This window comes from Pseudomonas shiyinii (assembly GCF_056725765.1).
The window spans coordinates 3,721,695-3,739,005 of the sequence record NZ_CM161522.1 but is presented as its reverse complement, the minus strand read 5'-3'; the positions used below and the strand labels follow the sequence as shown (position 1 = coordinate 3,739,005).

The window sequence follows — 17,311 nt, the reverse complement described above, 5'->3', positions numbered from 1 at the left end:
CCTTGTGGGAGCGGGCTTGCCCCGCGATGGCGCCGGAACAGCCAACCATGTCACGGCGGCTGACGCTATCGCGGGGCAAGCCCGCTCACACAGGTCAGGTGGCGGGCACGAAAGCCATCAGGCGTTCTGGTAGCTCTCGATCGACGGGCAGGCACAGACCAGGTTGCGGTCGCCGTACACGTTGTCGACCCGGCCCACCGGCGGCCAGTACTTGGCCTCCACCAGGCTCGGCAGCGGGTACACCGCCTGCTCGCGGCTATAGCCGTGGGCCCATTCGCCGACCAGCTCCGCCGCGGTGTGCGGGGCGTTCTTCAGCGGGTTGTCGTCCTTGTCCAGGGTGCCGTTCTCGACTGCGCGGATTTCCTCGCGGATCTGGATCATCGCGTCGCAGAAACGGTCCAGTTCCTCCTTGGACTCGCTTTCGGTCGGTTCGATCATCAAGGTGCCGGCCACCGGGAAGGACATGGTCGGGGCGTGGAAGCCGAAGTCGATCAGGCGCTTGGCCACGTCGTCGACGCTGATGCCGCTGCTGTCCTTGAGCGGGCGCAGGTCGAGGATGCACTCGTGGGCCACCAGGCCATTGCCGCCGGTATACAGGACAGGATAGTGCTCTTCCAGGCGGCGGGCGATGTAATTGGCGTTGAGGATGGCCATCTGCGAAGCGCGCTTGAGGCCCACGCCGCCCATCATGCGGATGTACATCCAGGTGATCGGCAGGATGCTGGCGCTGCCGAATGGCGCGGCGCAGACCGCGCCCTGGGTGTTCTCCAGGGCCGCATGGCCCGGCAGGAACGGCGCCAGGTGCGACTTGACGCCGATCGGGCCGACGCCTGGGCCACCGCCGCCGTGGGGGATGCAGAAGGTCTTGTGCAGGTTCAGGTGCGAGACATCGCCGCCGAACTTGCCCGGGGCACACAGGCCGACCATGGCGTTCATGTTGGCGCCGTCGATGTACACCTGGCCGCCATTGTCGTGGATGATCGCGCAGATCTCGCCGATCGCCTCCTCGAACACACCGTGGGTCGACGGGTAGGTGATCATGATCGCGGCCAGGCGATCACGATGCTCGATGGCCTTGGCACGCAGGTCTTCGACATCGACGTTGCCACGTGCGTCACAAGCGGTGACCACCACGCGCATGCCGGCCATGTGTGCAGTGGCAGGGTTGGTGCCGTGGGCCGAGGACGGGATCAGGCAGATGTCGCGGTGGCCTTCGCCGCGGCTGCGGTGGTAGGCGCGGATGGCCAGCAGGCCCGCGTACTCGCCCTGGGAACCGGCGTTGGGCTGCAGCGACACGGCGTCGTAGCCGGTGGCGGCGCAGAGCATGGCTTCCAGTTCGCGGGTCATCTGCAGGTAGCCCTGGCTCTGCTCGGCCGGGGCGAAGGGGTGCAGGTTGCCGAACTCGGCCCAGGTCACCGGGATCATCTCGCTGGCGGCGTTGAGCTTCATGGTGCACGAACCCAGCGGGATCATGCTGCGGTCCAGGGCCAGGTCCTTGTCGGCCAGGCGACGCAGGTAGCGCATCAGTTCGGTTTCGCTGTGGTAGCGGTTGAACACCGGGTGTTCGAGGATCGCCGACTGGCGCAGCAGGGTAGTCGGCAGGCGCGAGTCGCTGCTGGCGGCCAGGCTGGCGAAGGCCGGCAGGGCCTTGCCTTCGGCGAACAGCTGCCACAGGGCCTCGACATCGGCCTGGGTGCAGGTTTCGTCCAGGGACAGGCCCAGGTGGGTGGCGTCGACCTGGCGCAGGTTCATGCCCTGGGCGCGGGCCTGCTCGTGCAGGCGGGCGGTGGCGTCACCAGTGGCCAGGGTCAGGGTGTCAAAGTACGCGCGGGTAACGACCTTGACGCCCAACTGCTCCAGGCCGGTGGCGAGGATGGCGGTCAGGGCGTGGGTGCGTTCGGCGATGCGCTTGAGGCCGGCCGGGCCGTGGTACACGGCGAACATGCTGGCGATGTTGGCCAGCAGCACCTGCGCGGTGCAGATATTGCTGGTGGCCTTCTCACGGCGGATGTGCTGCTCGCGGGTCTGCATGGCCAGGCGCAGGGCGGTCTTGCCGAAGCGGTCGATGGACACGCCGACCAGACGGCCGGGCATGTCGCGCTTGAACGCATCGCGGGTGGCGAAATAGGCCGCGTGCGGGCCGCCGAAGCCCAGCGGTACACCGAAGCGCTGGGCGCTGCCGATGGCCACGTCGGCGTCGAATTCGCCCGGCGGGGTGAGCAGGGTCAGGGCCAGCAGGTCGGCGGCCACCGCCACCAGGGCGTTGCTGGCGTGGAAGCGCTGCACCAGCTCGCTGTAGTCGAATACGTCGCCGTTGCTGGCCGGGTATTGCAGCAGGGCGCCGAAGAAGTTGCCGAGATCGCCCAGCTCACGCTCGTCGCCCACCACCACTTCGATGCCCAGGGGTTCGGCACGGGTGCGCAGCACGTCGAGGGTCTGCGGGTGGCAATGGATGGAGGCGAAGAACGCGTGGCCGGCCTTGTTCTTCGACAGGCGCTTGCAGAAGGTCATGGCCTCGGCGGCGGCGGTGGCTTCGTCGAGCAGCGAGGCGTTGGCGATCGGCAGGCCGGTCAGGTCGCTGATCAGGGTCTGGAAGTTGAGCAGCGCTTCCAGGCGGCCTTGGGAGATTTCCGGCTGGTAGGGCGTGTAGGCGGTGTACCAGGCCGGGTTTTCCAGCAGGTTGCGCAGGATCGGAGCTGGCGTGTGGGTGTTGTAGTAGCCCTGGCCGATGTAGTTCTTGAACAGCTGGTTCTTGCCAGCGATGGCCTTGAGGTCGGCAAGGGCATCGGCCTCGCTCTGGCCGTCGGCGTTGCCGAGCACGCTGGTGCCCTTGATGGTGTCGGGGATGACCGCGGCGGTCATGGCATCGAGCGACTCGAAGCCCAGGGTGGCGAGCATGGCCTGCTCATCCGCGCTACGTGGGCCGATGTGGCGGGCGATGAATTCGTTGGCGGTGCCGAGGTTGAGGGTCATTGGCGGTTCCTCAGGCGTTTTCGTTGATCAGGCGGTCGTAGGCGGCCTGGTCGAGCAGCTTGCCGACGGCGCTGGCATCGGCGGGGACGAAGCGGAAGAACCAGCCTTCGCCCAGTGGGTCTTCGTTGACCAATTCAGGGCTGTCGTTGAGGTTTTCGTTGACCGCGATCACTTCACCGGTCAGGGGCATGTACACGCCGCTGGCGGCTTTCACCGACTCCACGGTGGAGGCTTCGGCACCTTTTTCGTACTGCTGCAGTTCTGGCAGTTGCACGTAGACCACATCGCCGAGGGCGTTCTGGGCATAGGCGGTGATGCCCACGGTGACACTGCCGTCAGCCTCGACGCGCAGCCATTCGTGATCTTCGGTGAAACGCAACTCGCTCATGGGGAATCCTCGAAGCAGGGGAGGTAGGCGCGGTGGTTCCGCGCTCTTGGTCGCGATTCCCTTAGCAATAATGCGGCCAATCAGCGCGAGGCCCCGGAAATCAAGGCGGGCAGTGATTTACGCGGCGGTTTGCCCTAGCGGTTTGTAATGAAATCGCTACAGTTCGGTAGCGATTGAAAAGCCATGGTGGATCAAACCCTTGCGTATCGGTGGCCGAAAGGCGTTGGAGTGATTTCGCTACACTGTAGCGAAATCGATACAAAAACCTGTCAATGATGGACGTGTTTCTTGCCGTCCGCATGGTGGTGGATGTTGGGGGCGGTCGCTTCCTGCACCGGGGTGGTGCCATGATGGGCGCCGTGGCCTCCGGGCGCATCGTGCATCCGGGTTTCGCCGCCGCCATGCTGGTGCCCCGAGCTGCTGGCGACCAACGCTTGGTATTGCTCGGCGTCCAGGGAGGGCAATTGCTGGAGGAACGCGACGAGGCCCCAGATGTACGGGTCTGCCATGCTCTTGCCCCAGGCCGGCATGCCCGTTGCCTTGATGCCGTGCTTGATGGTCCAGAACGCCAGGGCAGGGCTTGCATCCAGCCCTGGCTTGGTCAGGTTCGGCGGAGCGGGGTACAGGCCTTGGCTCAGTTCGGTCTTTTCCACCCCTGGCGCCAGGTGGCAGCTGACGCACATAGCGTTGTAGTTGCCGGCGCCTGCACGGATCAAGGCTTGATCCTCGAGGTCGGGGACCTCGAGATTGCGCGCACGCACCTCGATGGAGCGATCGCGGGCCATGGCCAGGAAGGCATGGACCGGGGCGAAATGCGGGTCGTCGGCCCCCACGTTGACCAGGCCGAAATAGGCCACCCCCAGGATGGCCGCGCCACCTGCGGCACTTGCAAGGCTCAGCGTCTTTATTGTTCTTTTCATGTCAGGGTCTCAGAACCACATACGGATACCGGCCACGAAGCGGGCTTCTTCCACATCCTCGCCCTCGTCGCGCAGTATGTCGGCGGTATTGCCGTATGCGCGGCTCCACGTGACGCCGATGTAGGGTGCGAACTCGCGCCGTATTTCATAACGCAGGCGCAGGCCGACTTCGGTGTTGGCCAGGCCGGAGCCTACGCCTCGCGCTTCATCGTTCTTGCCATAGACGTTCACTTCTGCCGTCGGCTGGAGGATCAGCCGATTGGTGAGCAAGATGTCGTAGTCACCTTCCAGGCGCAGTGCGCTCTGGCCGTTTTCGCCAATGAACGCCGTCGCTTCGGCCTCGAAGGCATAGAGCGCCATGCCTTGCAGCCCGAACGCGGCCCAGGTTTGCGGGGTGCCAGGCTTGAAGTCCTGGCGAATACCGGTGACCACGTCCCACCAGGGCCCGATGGCATGGCCCCAGAGCGCCTGGACCTCGGCTTCCTCGGTCACGCCATTGGTGCGTTCGCCTTCGGAGCGCAGCCAGAGGCGATCGACATCACCGCCGATCCAGCCCGACGCATCCCAGCTCAAGGTGCTGCCGTCATCGGCGTCCTGATATTCCAGTTGGTCGAGCAGGAAGAAGGTGTTGATCGCACTGTCGTGAACGCCATGCCCTGGGAGCGGGGGAAAGGCCGCCTTGCGGTCGGCGTCCGTCAGCACCGGGATGGGGGTGCGGCTTTCGGTCGTTGGCAACGTGCCTGGCGCGGCATGGTTCATCTGACTGTGATCCATGCCCTGCATCTGGCCGTGGTTCATCTGGCTGTGGTCCATGCTTTCGGCTGCGCTTGCCGGGCCCAGGGCCGCGAGCGAGACAAGCGCTGCCAGTGCCGATGACGCCGTGGTTCTACTGATCATTGTCCTTGCCCGCTTGTGCCTTGTCCGTTTTCGGCTCAGGCTTCATCGAGCCGTGATCCATCATTTTTCCATGGTCCATAGGCATCTTGCCGTGGTCCATGCTGCCGTGGTCCATGGGCATCTTGCTGTGGTCCATCTGCCCATGGTCCATTTTCTCCATCGTGCCCGCCGAGCCTTTCTGGTGTGCGTCATGCTCATCAGTGGCCAGGGCCGCTGGCGTCGATAGCACGGCCAGGCCGAAGGCCAGCAGGCTGCCGAACAGGGTCTTGCGCAGGTTGGATTCGTTCATTGCGGCTCTCCTCATTCGTCCACACGGACTTCACGGAACATGCCCATTTCCATGTGGAACAGCAGATGGCAGTGGTAGGCCCAGCGGCCCAGCGCGTCGGCAGTGACGCGATAGCTGCGCCTGGAGCCCGGGGGCATGTCGATGGTGTGCTTGCGCACCATGAAGTTGCCGTGCTCATCCTCGAGGTCGCTCCACATGCCATGGAGGTGGATGGGGTGGGTCATCATGGTGTCGTTGACCAGGGTGATGCGCAGGCGTTCGCCGTACTTCAGGCGCAACGGCTCGGCGTCGGAAAACTTGATGCCATCGAATGACCAGGAGAACTTCTCCATGTGGCCGGTCAGGTGCAGCTCGACCGTGCGGCCGGGCTCGCGGCCGTCCGGGTCGATGAAGGTGCTGCGCAGGTCAGCGTAGGTCAGGACCTTGCGGCCGTTGTCGCGCAGGCCGATGCCCGGGTCGTCCAGCTTGGGCGTGGGACTCATGGTCTGCATGTCGACCAGCGGGCTGTTGTTCTCCGAGGCCGGGTGCTGCTGCATCTGGCCACCGGCGGCGCCATGGTTCATGCCCGCCATCTGGCTGTGGTCCATGCCGGCCATGTCGCCTTGCATGTCATGATCCATGCCGCCCATGGTGCTGTGATCCATGCCCATGTCGGCCATGCTGATCAGGGGGCGCGGGTCGAGCGCCGGTACCGCTGCGCTCAGGCCATGCTGCACGGCCAGGGTGCCGCGGGCATAACCGGTGCGGTCCATGGACTGGGCGAAGATCGTGTAGGCCTGCTCTGTGGAGGGCTCCACGAGCACATCGTAGGTTTCCGCGACGGCGATGCGAAACTCGTCGATGCTCACCGGCTCGACGGGCTGCCCGTCGGCGGCGACCACGGTCATCTTCAGGCCTGGAATGCGGACATCGAAGTAGCTCATGGCAGAGCCGTTGATAAAGCGCAGGCGGATCTTCTCGCCCGGCTGGAAGATGGCGGTCCAGTTGCCGTCCGGCGCCTGGCCGTTCATCAGGTAGGTATAGGTGTACCCGCTGACGTCGGCGAGGTCCGTGGGGCTCATCTTCATCTCGGCCCACATCTTGCGGTCGGCCAGGGTCGCCGACCAGCCTTTCTCGCCCACGTCGTTGATGAAGTCGCCCACGGTGCGCTTGTGGAAGTTGTAGTAGTCGGACTGTTTCTTCAGCTTGGCCATGACCCGGGCCGGGTTCTCGTCGGTCCAGTCGCTGAGCATCACCACGTAGTCGCGGTCGTATTCGAAGGGCTCGGGTTCCTTCGGGTCGATCACCAACGGGCCATACACGCCCACCTGTTCCTGCAGCCCGGAATGGCTGTGGTACCAATAGGTGCCGCTCTGCCTGACCTGGAACCGGTACTCGTACATGCCGTCCGGCGCGATGCCGTGGAAGCTCAGGCCCGGCACGCCGTCCATGTTGGCCGGCAGGATGATGCCGTGCCAATGGATCGAGGTGTCTTCCTGCAGGCGGTTGCGCACGCGCAGGGTGACCGTGTCGCCCTCACGCCAGCGCAGGAGCGGGCCGGGCAGGGTGCCGTTGATGGTCATGGCCGTGCGCGGGGCGCCGGTGATGTTCACCGGCGTCTGGCCAATGAACAGATCGAATTCGGTACCGCTCAGCACCGTGGGCTGCCCAGGGCTGGTCAGTGCCCATACCGGGCTGCGCCACAGGCCCAGGCCGCCCAGGATGCCACCTGCAGCCAGGCCCTTGACGAAGGTGCGCCTCGAGGTTTTGCAATGCATGCCGTGTATGTCCCATGAGTCAATGGAGCCTGCGCGATCCAGCGGCGCGGTCAGGCTGTCGGGCTGGGCTTTGCGCCACAGCTCGCTCATGGTCCTAGCCTAGGCAGCGACGGCTGTCAGCTGCCTGAGGCAATGGTTACATTTTTGTCAGCTTGGCAGCACGCACGGCGATCAGGGGCGGCGAAGACAGGCAGGGCAAGGTACAGCTTGGCCGCATCGTAGTTGAACTTCACTCGTCACTATTTAATTCTTGCTCGGAATACCGTATTTGCGCAGCCGTTGGGCTATGGCGGTGTGCGAGGTCTGCAGGCGCCCGGCCAATTGCCGGGTCGAGGGGTAGCTCAGGTACAAGCGCTGCAGGAGATCGCGTTCGAATGCCTGCACCGCTTGCTCCAGGCTCGCCACTTCGCCGTCCTGGCCGCGCGCCACGGACGTGCCGGCGATATCCAGGTCGCCGATGTCCACCAGGCTGCCTTCGCAGATGGCCGCGGCGCGGAAGATCACGTTCTGCAGCTGACGCACATTGCCCGGCCAGGGGTTGGCGAGCAGCGCCGAATGGGTGGCCGGGGCCAGGCGGCAGGGTGGGCGCTGGATCTGTGTGCAGGCCTGCTGCATGAAGAAATGCGCCAGCAGGAGGATGTCCTGGCCCCGCTCGCGCAGGGGAGGAACTTGCAGGTTGAGCACGTTGAGGCGGTAGAACAGGTCTTCGCGGAAGGTACCTTCGGCGACCATGCGCTCCAGGTCGCGGTGGGTGGCGCTGATGATGCGTACATCGACCTTGACCTCACGGTCGCCGCCGACGCGGCGGAAGCTGCCGTCGCTGAGAAAACGCAGCAGCTTGGCCTGCAGGTAGGGCGACATCTCGCCAATCTCGTCGAGGAACACCGTGCCCTGGTTGGCCAGCTCCATCAGCCCTGGCTTGCCGCCGCGCTGCGCACCGGTGAAGGCGCCCGGGGCATAGCCGAACAGTTCGCTCTCGGCCAGGCTCTCGGGCAGGGCCGCGCAGTTCAGGGCGAGGAACGGGGCGGCGTGGCGGCTGCTGATGGCATGGCAGGCACGGGCCACCAGCTCCTTGCCGGTGCCGGTCTCGCCATGCACCAGCAGCGGCGCGTCCAGGGCTGCTACCCGCAGGGCGCGGGCCTTGAGGGTGCGGATCGCCGGCGAGTCGCCAAGCAGGGCGTCGAAGCCTTCGGCGTGGTCGTGACGCAGCGCCGAGAGGCGTTCGCCCATGCGCGTCGGCGGGTAGAGCGTCAGCAGGCCGCCGGCGTTGGTGATGGGGGTGGCATCGAGCAGCAGGCTCTGGCCGTTGAGCTGCATCTCGCGCATCGGCAGGTGGAAATTGTTTTCCAGCAGGGCTTCGAGCAGCCCGGGGTCGTTGAACAGGTCGCCCACCGAGCGGCCGGCGGACTCGCGCCCGCACAGGGCGATCAGCGCGGGGTTGGCCAGCAGCACCAGGCCTGCGCTGTCCACTGCCAGCACAGGGTCGCTCATCGCGGCCAGCAGCGCGTCGAGCTGCAGGTGGCGGCGCTGGCCGGGAAGGATGTCGACCACTTCGACCGATTGCACGCCCTGGACTTCGAACAGCGCGTCGTGAAGCTCCTCCAGCACGGCGGGGCTCAGGGTCGGCGCGTCGATGTAGACGTTGGGCGGAACCATCTCCACGGCGTCCAGGTTGAGGTTGCGGGCACCGAGCAGGGCCAGGACTTCCTGGGTGATGCCGACGCGGTCGATGAAGCTGACGTGGATGCGCATGGGGTTGATGAGGCTGTAGCCGGGGGAGGGCGGTAGTATGCCTCAACATCGTCGGGGCCGCTGCGCGGCCCTTTCGCGGCCCCAGGTTTCCCTAATCACTCCAAATGCTCAGGCTTGATCGGGTCGCCTGACTTCACGTCCAGCTTCTGGCGAATGTCCTCGAACATATAGTCGTAGAGCTTGTGCGGCGAGCCGAGGTTCTCGAATTTCTTCGGCGGCGGCAGGTGCGACTGGGCCTTGCGGCTGAGCTGCATGAGAAAACTCGGCAGGACCTGGTCCTTGGCCAGGAAGAACTTCTCGTCGACCGCCTTGCCCTCGATGCTGCCATGCATGTGGAACTGGATGCCTCTGCCTTCCTTGGGGTCCTGCGCCGCTTCGTATTCGATGTTGAGGTCGTAGCTGTGGTCGTTCTTGTTGAGCGCGGTGCGCTCGATGTGGACATGTCCGGGCTCGTACTTGGCCATGGCAGGCTCCTCTGGAAGGTGGAATGGCGGGTCTTTGAGGAGAGCCCGCCCACTGCATTCAACGGTAGCTGATCCCCGGCTTTTCGGTGCTCACGCGGGTGCCGGCAGTGCCTTTGACGATGTCCTCGATGTTTTCCAGCGAGCTGATCACCGCCACCTTGCCGGTGTGACGGGCGAAGTCGCAGGCGGCCTGCACCTTCGGCCCCATGGAACCGGCTGCGAAGCCGAGCTTTTCCAGCGCGTCGGGGTGGGCCTGGGCAATGGCCTTCTGTGTGGGCTTGCCCCAGTCGATATAGGCTGCGTCGACGTCGGTGGCGATGATCAACAGGTCCGCCTCCAGCTGTTCGGCCAGCAGGGCCGAGCACAGGTCCTTGTCGATCACCGCCTCGATGCCCTTGAGCTTGCGGTTTTCATCATACATCGTGGGAATGCCACCGCCGCCGGCACAGATCACGATGCTGCTCTTTTCCAGCAGCCATTTGATCGGGCGGATTTCGAAGATGCGCTTGGGCTTGGGGCTTGCGACCACCCGGCGGTACTTGTCGCCATCGGCCTTGACCACCCAGCCCTTTTCCTTGGCCAGGCGCTCGGCTTCCTCTTTGCTGTAGACCGGGCCGATGAACTTGGTCGGGTCCTTGAAGGCCGGGTCGTTGGCATCGACTTCGACCTGGGTCAACAGCGTGGCGAAGGGCACTTCGAAGTCGAGCAGGTTGCCCAGCTCCTGTTCGATCATGTAGCCGATCATGCCTTCGGTCTCGGCGCCGAGCACATCCAGCGGGTAGGCCTCGTCGGGTTTATAGGCCAGGCCCTGGAGCGACAGCAGGCCGACCTGTGGGCCGTTGCCGTGGGCGATGACCAGTTCGTTGCCTGGGTGGATCTTGGCGATCTGCTCGGTGGCGGTACGGATATTGGCGCGCTGGTTGTCGGCGGTCATGGGTTCGCCGCGACGCAGCAGGGCGTTGCCGCCCAATGCAACAACGATACGCATGGTGAATGTCCTTTTGCGAAGAGGGAGAAGGCGCCGCCCTCTTTGTGGGAGCGGGCTTGCCCCGCGATAGCGTCCGACCGGGCACCGGTGGTGAACCTGCTGGCGCTATCGCGGGGCAAGCCCGCTCCTACAAGGAGGGGCGGGTGGCCGTCAGAGGTCAGCCAGGGTCGACACCAGGATCGCCTTGATGGTGTGCATGCGGTTCTCCGCCTGCTCGAAGGCGATGCATGCCGGCGACTCGAACACGTCATCGGTGACTTCGATGCCGTTGGCCAGGTGCGGGTACTGTTCGGCGATCTGCTTGCCGACCTTGGTCTCGGAGTTATGGAACGCCGGCAGGCAGTGCATGAACTTGGTGCGCGGGTTGCCGGTGGCCTTCATCAGTTCTTTATTCACCTGGTAGGGCAGCAGCAGTTTGATGCGCTCGCCCCAGGCCTCGACCGGCTCGCCCATCGAGACCCACACGTCGGTATGGACGAAGTCCACGCCAGCGACCGCGGCTTTCGGGTCTTCGGTGAGGGTGATGCGCGCGCCGCTTTCCTCGGCGTATTGCTTGCAGCGTTGTACCAGGTCGTCATGGGGCCACAGCTCCCGGGGTGCGGCAATGCGCACATCCATGCCGAGCTTGGCGCCGATCAGCAACAGGGAGTTGCCCATGTTGTTGCGGGCATCGCCCAGGTAGGCGTAGCTGATGTCGTGCAGCGGCTTGTCGCTGTGCTCGCGCATGGTCAGCACGTCGGCGATCATCTGGGTCGGGTGGTACTCGTCGGTCAGGCCGTTGAACACCGGAACGCCGGCGAACTTGGCCAACTCCTCGACGATCTCTTGCTTGAAACCACGGTATTCGATGGCATCGTACATGCGCCCGAGCACCCGGGCGGTGTCCTTCATGCTTTCCTTGTGGCCGATCTGCGAGGAGTTCGGATCGATGTAGGTGACGTTGGCGCCCTGGTCATAGGCGGCGACTTCGAAGGCGCAACGGGTGCGGGTCGAGGTCTTCTCGAAAATCAGGGCGATGTTGTTGCCCTTGAGGTGCTGCTGCTCGGTGCCGGTGTACTTGGCGCGCTTGAGATCGCGGGACAGGTCCAGCAGGTACTTCAGCTCGCGGGTGGTGTGGTGTTCGAGGCTGAGCAGGTTGCGGTTGTGGATGTTGAACGCCATGACGGTTCTCCTTGGATTCGGGGGCGGCCCGGCTGCCACCTTGTGGGGGCAGCCGGGGGATGGCTTAGTAGTCGATGGGGTCGCGCACGATCGGGCAGGTCATGCAGTGGCCGCCGCCACGGCCCCGGCCCAGTTCGCCGGCACTGATGGTGATGACCTCGATCCCGGCCTTGCGCAGCAAGGTATTGGTGTAGGTGTTGCGGTCGTAGCCGATGACCACGCCTGGCTCCAGCGCCACCACGTTGTTGCCGTCATCCCATTGCTCGCGTTCGGCGGCGAAGCTGTTGCCGCCGGTTTCGACCACACGCAGCTTGACGCCCAGTTGCTCGCCGACCACCTCGATGAACGACTTGTTCTCGCGGCGTACGTCCATGCCGTAGGGCTTGCTTTCGTCCGGGCGGATGATGAACGGCACGATCTCGCGCACCACTTCCGGGAAGACCGTGACCAGGTCGCGGTCGCAGAAGCTGAACACGGTGTCCAGGTGCATGGCCGCGCGGGACTTCGGCAGCCCGGCGACGATCACTTTCTCCACTGCGCCCTTGGCGAAGAGGTTCTGTGCCAGTTGGCCGATGGCCTGGCGCGAGGTGCGCTCACCCATGCCGATCAGCACGATGCCCTTGCCGATCGGCATGACGTCGCCGCCTTCGAGGGTGGCCTGGCCGTGCTCCTGGTCCGGGTCGCCGTACCAGACCTGGAAGTCGGCCTTGGTGAACTCGGGGTGGAACTTGTAGATGGCGGTGGTCAGCAGGGTTTCCTGGCGTCGCGCCGGCCAGTACATCGGGTTGAGGGTCACGCCGCCGTAGATCCAGCAGGTGGTGTCGCGGGTGAACTGGGTGTTGGGCAGCGGCGGCAGGATGAAGCTGGAGTGGCCCAGGTAGTCGTTGTACATCTTGACCACGCTGGCACCTTCGCTCTCCGGCAGGTCCTGGCCGGCCACGCCGCCGATCAGGAACTCGGCCAGATGGCGTGGCTCCTGGCCCTCCAGCCAGCTGCGCACTTCGTTGGTCAGGCCCACCCCGACGGTGTCGGGGGTGATCTTGCGGTCGAGGATCCACTTCAGGGCCTCGGGGTTCTGCACGATGTCGGTGAGCAGGTTATGCATTTCCAGCACATCCACGCCGCGCTCGCGCATCTTGGTGACGAAGTCGAAGTGGTCGCGCTTGGCCTGGTCGACCCAGATCACATCGTCGAACAGCAGCTCGTCGCAGTTGCTCGGGGTCAGGCGCTTGTGCGCCAGTCCCGGGGCGCAGACCATTACCTTGCGCAGCTTGCCTGCTTCGGAGTGGACACCGTACTTCTGTTTTTCCGTGGACATGGTTCATTCCTCCAAGAATGCGAAGACGTGGTTCAAAGGGTCAGGAAGCCGTCGTACAGGCCGTAGGCCGCCACCAGGGCGCCAACCACGACGGCTGCGAAGATCAGTTTTTCCACGCTGGTGAAGATAGGTTGGCCCACCTCGCGCTTGGCCTTGGCGAACAGAATCGCGCCGGGGGCATAGAGCAGGGCCGAGAGCAGCAGGTACTTCACGCCGCCGGCATACAGCAGCCAGATGGCGTACAGCAGGGCGATGCCACCGATGACCAAGTCCTTCTTGCGTTCGGCCAGGGCCTGTTCGTAGGTCTCGCTGCGCACTGCCAGCAGTACCGCATAGGCCGCCGACCACAGGTAGGGCACCAGGATCATCGAGGTGGCGAGGTAGATCAGCGACAGGTAGGTGCTGTTGGAGAACAAAGTGATGACCAGGAAGATCTGCACCATGGCGTTGGTCAGCCACAGGGCGTTGGCCGGCACATGGTTGGCGTTCTCGCGGCGCAGGAACTCCGGCATGGTGTGGTCCTTGGCCGCAGCGAACATGATCTCGGCGCACAGCAGTACCCACGACAGCAGGGCACCGAGCAGCGAGATGATCAGGCCGACGCTGATCAGCACCGCACCCCAGTGGCCAACCACATGTTCGAGCACGGCGGCCATCGACGGGTTCTGCAGTTTGGCCAGCTCCGGTTGGGTCATCACGCCCAGCGACAGCACGTTGACCAGTACCAGGAACAGCAGCACGGTGATGAAGCCGATGACCGTGGCCTTGCCCACGTCGGCGCGTTTTTCCGCCCGCGAGGAGAAGATGCTCGCGCCCTCGATGCCGATGAACACCCACACGGTGACCAGCATCATGTTGCGCACCTGGTCCATCACACTGCCAAGGTCGGGAGAGCCTTGGCCCCAGATGTCGGCGGTGAAGATGTCGAGCTTGAAGGCGAACAGGCAGATCAGGGCGAACAGCGCCAGCGGCACGACCTTGGCCACCGTGGTGACCAGGTTGATGAACGCCGCTTCCTTGATGCCGCGCAGCACCAGGAAATGCACTGCCCACAGCAGGATGGAGGCGCCGATCACGGCGGCCGGGGTATTGCCTTCGCCGAAGATCGGGAAGAAATAGCCCAGCGTGCTGAACAACAGCACGAAGTAGCCGACGTTGCCCAGCCAGGCGCTGATCCAGTAGCCCCAGGCCGAGGAGAAGCCCATGTAATCGCCGAAACCGGCTTTGGCATAGGCATATACCCCACCGTCGAGGTCGGGCTTGCGGTTGGCCAGGGTCTGGAACACGAATGCCAGGGTCAACATACCCACGGCGGTGATGGCCCAGCCGATCAGCACGGCGCCGACGCCGGCGCTGGCCGCCATGTTTTGCGGTAATGAAAAGATGCCGCCGCCAATCATCGAGCCGACGACAAGTGCAACGAGTGCACCCAGTTTGAGTTTTCCGGGAGAATCAGACATTTAACAACTCCATGCCAGGAGAACGTTGACCTCAGCGTAAATCCGACGTCTTCGCCATTCGCTGACCTGGGTCAGTTTATGGCGATGTGAAGTAGGAAAATTCCTTCTCACAACCTCTTGGAGCGTGCCGACTACCCGGCTGCAGACCTTGCGCACTGGCACCTCCATGTCCATCTAGAGTAAACACTCTGTGTAGCCTGCGACCTTTGACGCTAGTCGCTTTTAGCCGAGAAGCAAGTTCCGCTAAACATTCGGTATTAAAAGTTTCAGGTAATGATTTGGCGCATGGAAAACGCGGGATTAATACCAAGTGCATAGACGCCCTTGTTATGAAGCTTTTAGTCTTGATCGCTTGGGCTACTATAAAAGCGCTGTGGTTTTTATATGAGCGGGACGGTTGTTTCATGCGTATTACAGCGCACCGAGGGGAGGCCTATGAGCGAACCGGGACAAAAGCTGCGCCTGGGGGCGTTGATCGCACTGGTGGTCGGCTCGATGATCGGCGGCGGTATCTTTTCGTTGCCGCAGAACATGGCGGCGCGGGCCGATGTCGGGGCGGTGCTGATTGGTTGGGGCATCACCGCGGTGGGCATGCTGGCGCTGGCCTTCGTGTTCCAGACCCTGGCCAACCGCAAGCCTGAACTCGACTCCGGGGTGTATGCCTATGCCAAGGCCGGTTTCGGCGACTATATGGGCTTCTCCTCGGCCTGGGGCTACTGGATCAGCGCCTGGCTGGGCAACGTCGGCTACTTCGTGCTGCTGTTCAGCACCCTAGGCTTCTATTACCCGGTGTTCGGCGAGGGCAATACGCCCGTGGCCATCGGCTGCGCCTCCATCCTGCTGTGGGCGGTGCATTTCCTGGTGTTGCGCGGCATCAAGGAGGCAGCGTTCATCAACCAGGTGACCACCATCGCCAAGGTGGTGCCGCTGCTGATGTTCATCGTCATCGCAGCCTTCGCATTCCGTGCCGATATCTTCACCCGCGACATCTGGGGCCTGGGCAACCCGAAGTTCGGCGGCGTGCTGGAGCAGGTGCGCAACATGATGCTGGTGACCGTGTTCGTGTTCATCGGCATCGAGGGCGCGAGCGTCTATTCCGGCCGGGCCCTGCATCGTTCGGACGTGGGCAAGGCCACGGTGATCGGTTTCCTCGGCGTTTTGGCCTTGCTGGTGCTGGTCAACGTGCTGTCGCTGGGCGTGATGACCCAGCCGGAGCTGGCCAACTTGCAGAACCCGTCATTAGCATCGGTGCTCGAGCATATCGTCGGCCCCTGGGGCGCGTTGCTGATCAGCGTCGGGCTGGCGGTGTCGTTGCTCGGGGCACTGCTGTCGTGGGCATTGCTGTGCGCCGAGATCCTCTTCGCCACCGCCAGGGACAAGACCATGCCGCGCTTTCTGGCGCGGGAGAACGCCAATCATGTACCGGCCAATGCCCTGTGGTTGACCAACTGCATGATCCAGGGCTTCCTGCTGATCACCCTGTTTTCGGCAGGCACCTACACCAGCCTCATCTACCTGGCCTCCTCGATGATCCTGGTGCCGTACTTCTGGTCGGCGGCCTATGCGGTACTGCTGGCGCTGCGCGCAGAGGGCTATGCCGGGCAGGAAGGGCTGCGACGCAAGGACCTGCTAGTGGCCATGGTCGCGTTGCTCTATGCCGTCTGGCTGTTGTACGCCGGGGGGCTCAAGTACCTGCTGCTGTCGGCGCTGCTGTATGCGCCCGGGGTGATCCTGTTCGCCCGGGCCAAGCATGAGCAGGGGCAGGCGCTGTTCACCCGATGGGAGAAGCTGATCTTCGCGGCGGTGCTGGCCGGGGCCGGCCTGGCCGCCTATGCGCTCTATTCAGGAGTGCTGAGCTTGTGAACCGTCGCCCGAGGTGGGCGGAGTGGGGCGTTCCGGGCGCGACCATATCCACAGATTGCCCAAGGTCATGCCGCCGATGGCCAGGAACACCGGCCAGCGAGCTTCCAGAAATACCAACATCAACCCGGCACACAGCAGCATGCTGGCGGTGGCGCTGACCTTGGCCCGGCGCTGGATCACCTTGCCATGGCGCCAGTTGTACAGGATTGGGCCGAACAGGCGATGGCTCTCCAGCCAGGCGCTCAGGCGCGGGGAGCTGCGGGTGGCGGCCCAGGCGGCGAGCAGGATGAACTCGGTGGTCGGCAGGCCGGGGATGACGATGGCCACGAGGCCGATGCCCAGGCTGATGTAGGCCAGGAGTGCGAACAACAGGCGGGACAGTTTCGAGCGGGCAGGTCGGGTCATGGTCTCACTGCAATGAACGGCCCGGCCATCGAAGCGGATGGCCGGGTGAAGCGTGTCAGGCCAGTGCGGCATCCGCGGCATAGGCGTGCTTGAGCAACTCGGTGAAACGCTCGAAGGCCTCGACCGCGCCACGCTCGGCGGCGGCATCCTCTTCGGGCGACAGTGCCAGGCTGTCAAGGATCCGGGTGAACTGCTTCCAGCCTTCGGCGCGGCCACCTTCCGGCTCACCCAGGTGACGGGCACCGAAACGCTCGGACAGCTCCAAGGCCACGGCACGCTTGATCAGGAACGCGGCGCCCAGTTTGGAGCCTTCGGAGACGAAGATCCAGCCCAAGGCCTGGCCGAGGCTCGGGTTGTGCAGGGCACCGGGCACCGGGGCGGGCACTTCGGTATCCAGGTCGGCCAAATCCAGGCGGGCATGCTCGGCACGGCAGCGGGCGGCCAGGTCGGGGAAGAGGGCGATCAGTTTCGGGTCGTTGTACAGGGCCTTGAGCTCGGACTGGAACAGGTACTGGGCAACCACGAAGCGGGCGAAGCTTTCGCGACTGTCGAATGGCGTGTGGGATTTGACCAGGGCGTCGAGTTCGCTGTGGGGGGCGTGGGTGACCTGGTTCAGGCGCTGGGAACGCAGGGAAGTGGTGGTCATGGGTGGGTCCTTGGGAAATTGGGCTCTAGT

The 17,311-nt window shown here is 64.3% G+C and carries 15 protein-coding genes; 1 reads left to right on the top strand and 14 read right to left on the bottom strand.

Annotation, left to right across the window (positions count from 1 at the left end; all coding sequences use genetic code 11):
- Window positions 1-117: 117 nt before the first annotated feature.
- The 12 genes from gcvP to arcD (ACXHGZ_RS16765) form a co-directional block, all read right to left on the bottom strand.
- Window positions 118-2,973, bottom strand: a complete 2,856-nt coding sequence (gene gcvP, locus ACXHGZ_RS16820) for an aminomethyl-transferring glycine dehydrogenase (protein WP_480460651.1) — start codon at window positions 2,971-2,973, stop codon at window positions 118-120.
- Between the two features lie 10 nt (window positions 2,974-2,983).
- Complete coding sequence (gene gcvH, locus ACXHGZ_RS16815) at window positions 2,984-3,361, bottom strand: glycine cleavage system protein GcvH (protein ID WP_480460650.1); 378 nt, start codon at window positions 3,359-3,361, stop codon at window positions 2,984-2,986.
- Between the two features lie 269 nt (window positions 3,362-3,630).
- Window positions 3,631-4,281 (bottom strand): c-type cytochrome, encoded by a 651-nt coding sequence (locus ACXHGZ_RS16810; RefSeq protein WP_480460649.1) that lies wholly within the window; start codon window positions 4,279-4,281, stop codon window positions 3,631-3,633.
- A 9-nt stretch (window positions 4,282-4,290) separates the two neighbouring features.
- Window positions 4,291-5,178 carry a copper resistance protein B gene (locus ACXHGZ_RS16805; protein WP_480460648.1) on the bottom strand — a complete coding sequence of 296 codons (888 nt, stop codon included), beginning with the start codon at window positions 5,176-5,178 and terminating at the stop codon, window positions 4,291-4,293.
- A complete protein-coding gene (locus tag ACXHGZ_RS16800; RefSeq protein WP_480460647.1) occupies window positions 5,168-5,467 on the bottom strand; it encodes a hypothetical protein in 300 nt (99 codons plus the stop codon). The genes ACXHGZ_RS16805 and ACXHGZ_RS16800 overlap by 11 nt, the downstream gene beginning before the upstream one ends.
- Window positions 5,468-5,478: 11 nt before the next feature.
- Complete coding sequence (locus ACXHGZ_RS16795) at window positions 5,479-7,224, bottom strand: copper resistance system multicopper oxidase (RefSeq protein ID WP_480464081.1); 1,746 nt, start codon at window positions 7,222-7,224, stop codon at window positions 5,479-5,481.
- A 243-nt stretch (window positions 7,225-7,467) separates the two neighbouring features.
- Entirely contained in the window at window positions 7,468-8,976 is a 1,509-nt protein-coding gene (gene gcsR / locus ACXHGZ_RS16790) for a transcriptional regulator GcsR (protein ID WP_084856652.1), read from the bottom strand.
- A gap of 95 nt (window positions 8,977-9,071) precedes the next feature.
- On the bottom strand, window positions 9,072-9,440 hold the full coding sequence (locus ACXHGZ_RS16785) for a DUF5064 family protein (protein ID WP_224456788.1): 369 nt from the start codon (window positions 9,438-9,440) through the stop codon (window positions 9,072-9,074).
- A 58-nt stretch (window positions 9,441-9,498) separates the two neighbouring features.
- Window positions 9,499-10,428: a carbamate kinase gene (gene arcC / locus ACXHGZ_RS16780; protein ID WP_084856656.1), complete on the bottom strand. Its 930-nt coding sequence runs from the start codon at window positions 10,426-10,428 to the stop codon at window positions 9,499-9,501.
- 150 nt (window positions 10,429-10,578) lie between these two features.
- Window positions 10,579-11,589, bottom strand: a complete 1,011-nt coding sequence (locus ACXHGZ_RS16775; protein WP_084856658.1) for an ornithine carbamoyltransferase — start codon at window positions 11,587-11,589, stop codon at window positions 10,579-10,581.
- 64 nt (window positions 11,590-11,653) lie between these two features.
- The gene (gene arcA, locus ACXHGZ_RS16770; protein WP_224456787.1) at window positions 11,654-12,907 is read right to left on the bottom strand and encodes an arginine deiminase; all 1,254 of its coding nucleotides are present in this window, start codon (window positions 12,905-12,907) and stop codon (window positions 11,654-11,656) included.
- 32 nt (window positions 12,908-12,939) lie between these two features.
- Entirely contained in the window at window positions 12,940-14,367 is a 1,428-nt protein-coding gene (gene arcD / locus ACXHGZ_RS16765; RefSeq protein ID WP_224456786.1) for an arginine-ornithine antiporter, read from the bottom strand.
- Between the two features lie 435 nt (window positions 14,368-14,802).
- Between arcD (ACXHGZ_RS16765) and arcD (ACXHGZ_RS16760) the strand changes: the two genes are divergently transcribed.
- Window positions 14,803-16,230 (top strand): arginine-ornithine antiporter, encoded by a 1,428-nt coding sequence (gene arcD / locus ACXHGZ_RS16760; protein WP_480460646.1) that lies wholly within the window; start codon window positions 14,803-14,805, stop codon window positions 16,228-16,230.
- Here the strand turns inward: arcD (ACXHGZ_RS16760) and ACXHGZ_RS16755 are convergent.
- Together ACXHGZ_RS16755 and ACXHGZ_RS16750 are read right to left on the bottom strand one after the other, a co-directional pair.
- The gene (locus ACXHGZ_RS16755) at window positions 16,210-16,635 is read right to left on the bottom strand and encodes a YbaN family protein (RefSeq protein WP_480460645.1); all 426 of its coding nucleotides are present in this window, start codon (window positions 16,633-16,635) and stop codon (window positions 16,210-16,212) included. The genes arcD (ACXHGZ_RS16760) and ACXHGZ_RS16755 overlap by 21 nt on opposite strands.
- A 55-nt stretch (window positions 16,636-16,690) precedes the next feature.
- Entirely contained in the window at window positions 16,691-17,281 is a 591-nt protein-coding gene (locus ACXHGZ_RS16750; RefSeq protein WP_480460644.1) for a biliverdin-producing heme oxygenase, read from the bottom strand.
- Between the last annotated feature and the right edge of the window lie 30 nt (window positions 17,282-17,311).

Coding starts and splice junctions, on each gene's coding strand:
- ACXHGZ_RS16795 (WP_480464081.1), bottom strand. CDS start 7,224: ATGCATTGCAAAACCTCGAGGCGCACCTTCGTCAAGGGCCTGGCTGCA.
- ACXHGZ_RS16775 (WP_084856658.1), bottom strand. CDS start 11,589: ATGGCGTTCAACATCCACAACCGCAACCTGCTCAGCCTCGAACACCAC.
- ACXHGZ_RS16755 (WP_480460645.1), bottom strand. CDS start 16,635: ATGACCCGACCTGCCCGCTCGAAACTGTCCCGCCTGTTGTTCGCACTC.
- arcD (WP_224456786.1), bottom strand. CDS start 14,367: ATGTCTGATTCTCCCGGAAAACTCAAACTGGGTGCACTCGTTGCACTT.
- arcD (WP_480460646.1), top strand. CDS start 14,803: ATGAGCGAACCGGGACAAAAGCTGCGCCTGGGGGCGTTGATCGCACTG.
- arcA (WP_224456787.1), bottom strand. CDS start 12,907: ATGTCCACGGAAAAACAGAAGTACGGTGTCCACTCCGAAGCAGGCAAG.
- ACXHGZ_RS16805 (WP_480460648.1), bottom strand. CDS start 5,178: ATGATCAGTAGAACCACGGCGTCATCGGCACTGGCAGCGCTTGTCTCG.
- gcvH (WP_480460650.1), bottom strand. CDS start 3,361: ATGAGCGAGTTGCGTTTCACCGAAGATCACGAATGGCTGCGCGTCGAG.
- ACXHGZ_RS16800 (WP_480460647.1), bottom strand. CDS start 5,467: ATGAACGAATCCAACCTGCGCAAGACCCTGTTCGGCAGCCTGCTGGCC.
- gcvP (WP_480460651.1), bottom strand. CDS start 2,973: ATGACCCTCAACCTCGGCACCGCCAACGAATTCATCGCCCGCCACATC.
- ACXHGZ_RS16750 (WP_480460644.1), bottom strand. CDS start 17,281: ATGACCACCACTTCCCTGCGTTCCCAGCGCCTGAACCAGGTCACCCAC.
- ACXHGZ_RS16810 (WP_480460649.1), bottom strand. CDS start 4,281: ATGAAAAGAACAATAAAGACGCTGAGCCTTGCAAGTGCCGCAGGTGGC.
- ACXHGZ_RS16785 (WP_224456788.1), bottom strand. CDS start 9,440: ATGGCCAAGTACGAGCCCGGACATGTCCACATCGAGCGCACCGCGCTC.
- gcsR (WP_084856652.1), bottom strand. CDS start 8,976: ATGCGCATCCACGTCAGCTTCATCGACCGCGTCGGCATCACCCAGGAA.
- arcC (WP_084856656.1), bottom strand. CDS start 10,428: ATGCGTATCGTTGTTGCATTGGGCGGCAACGCCCTGCTGCGTCGCGGC.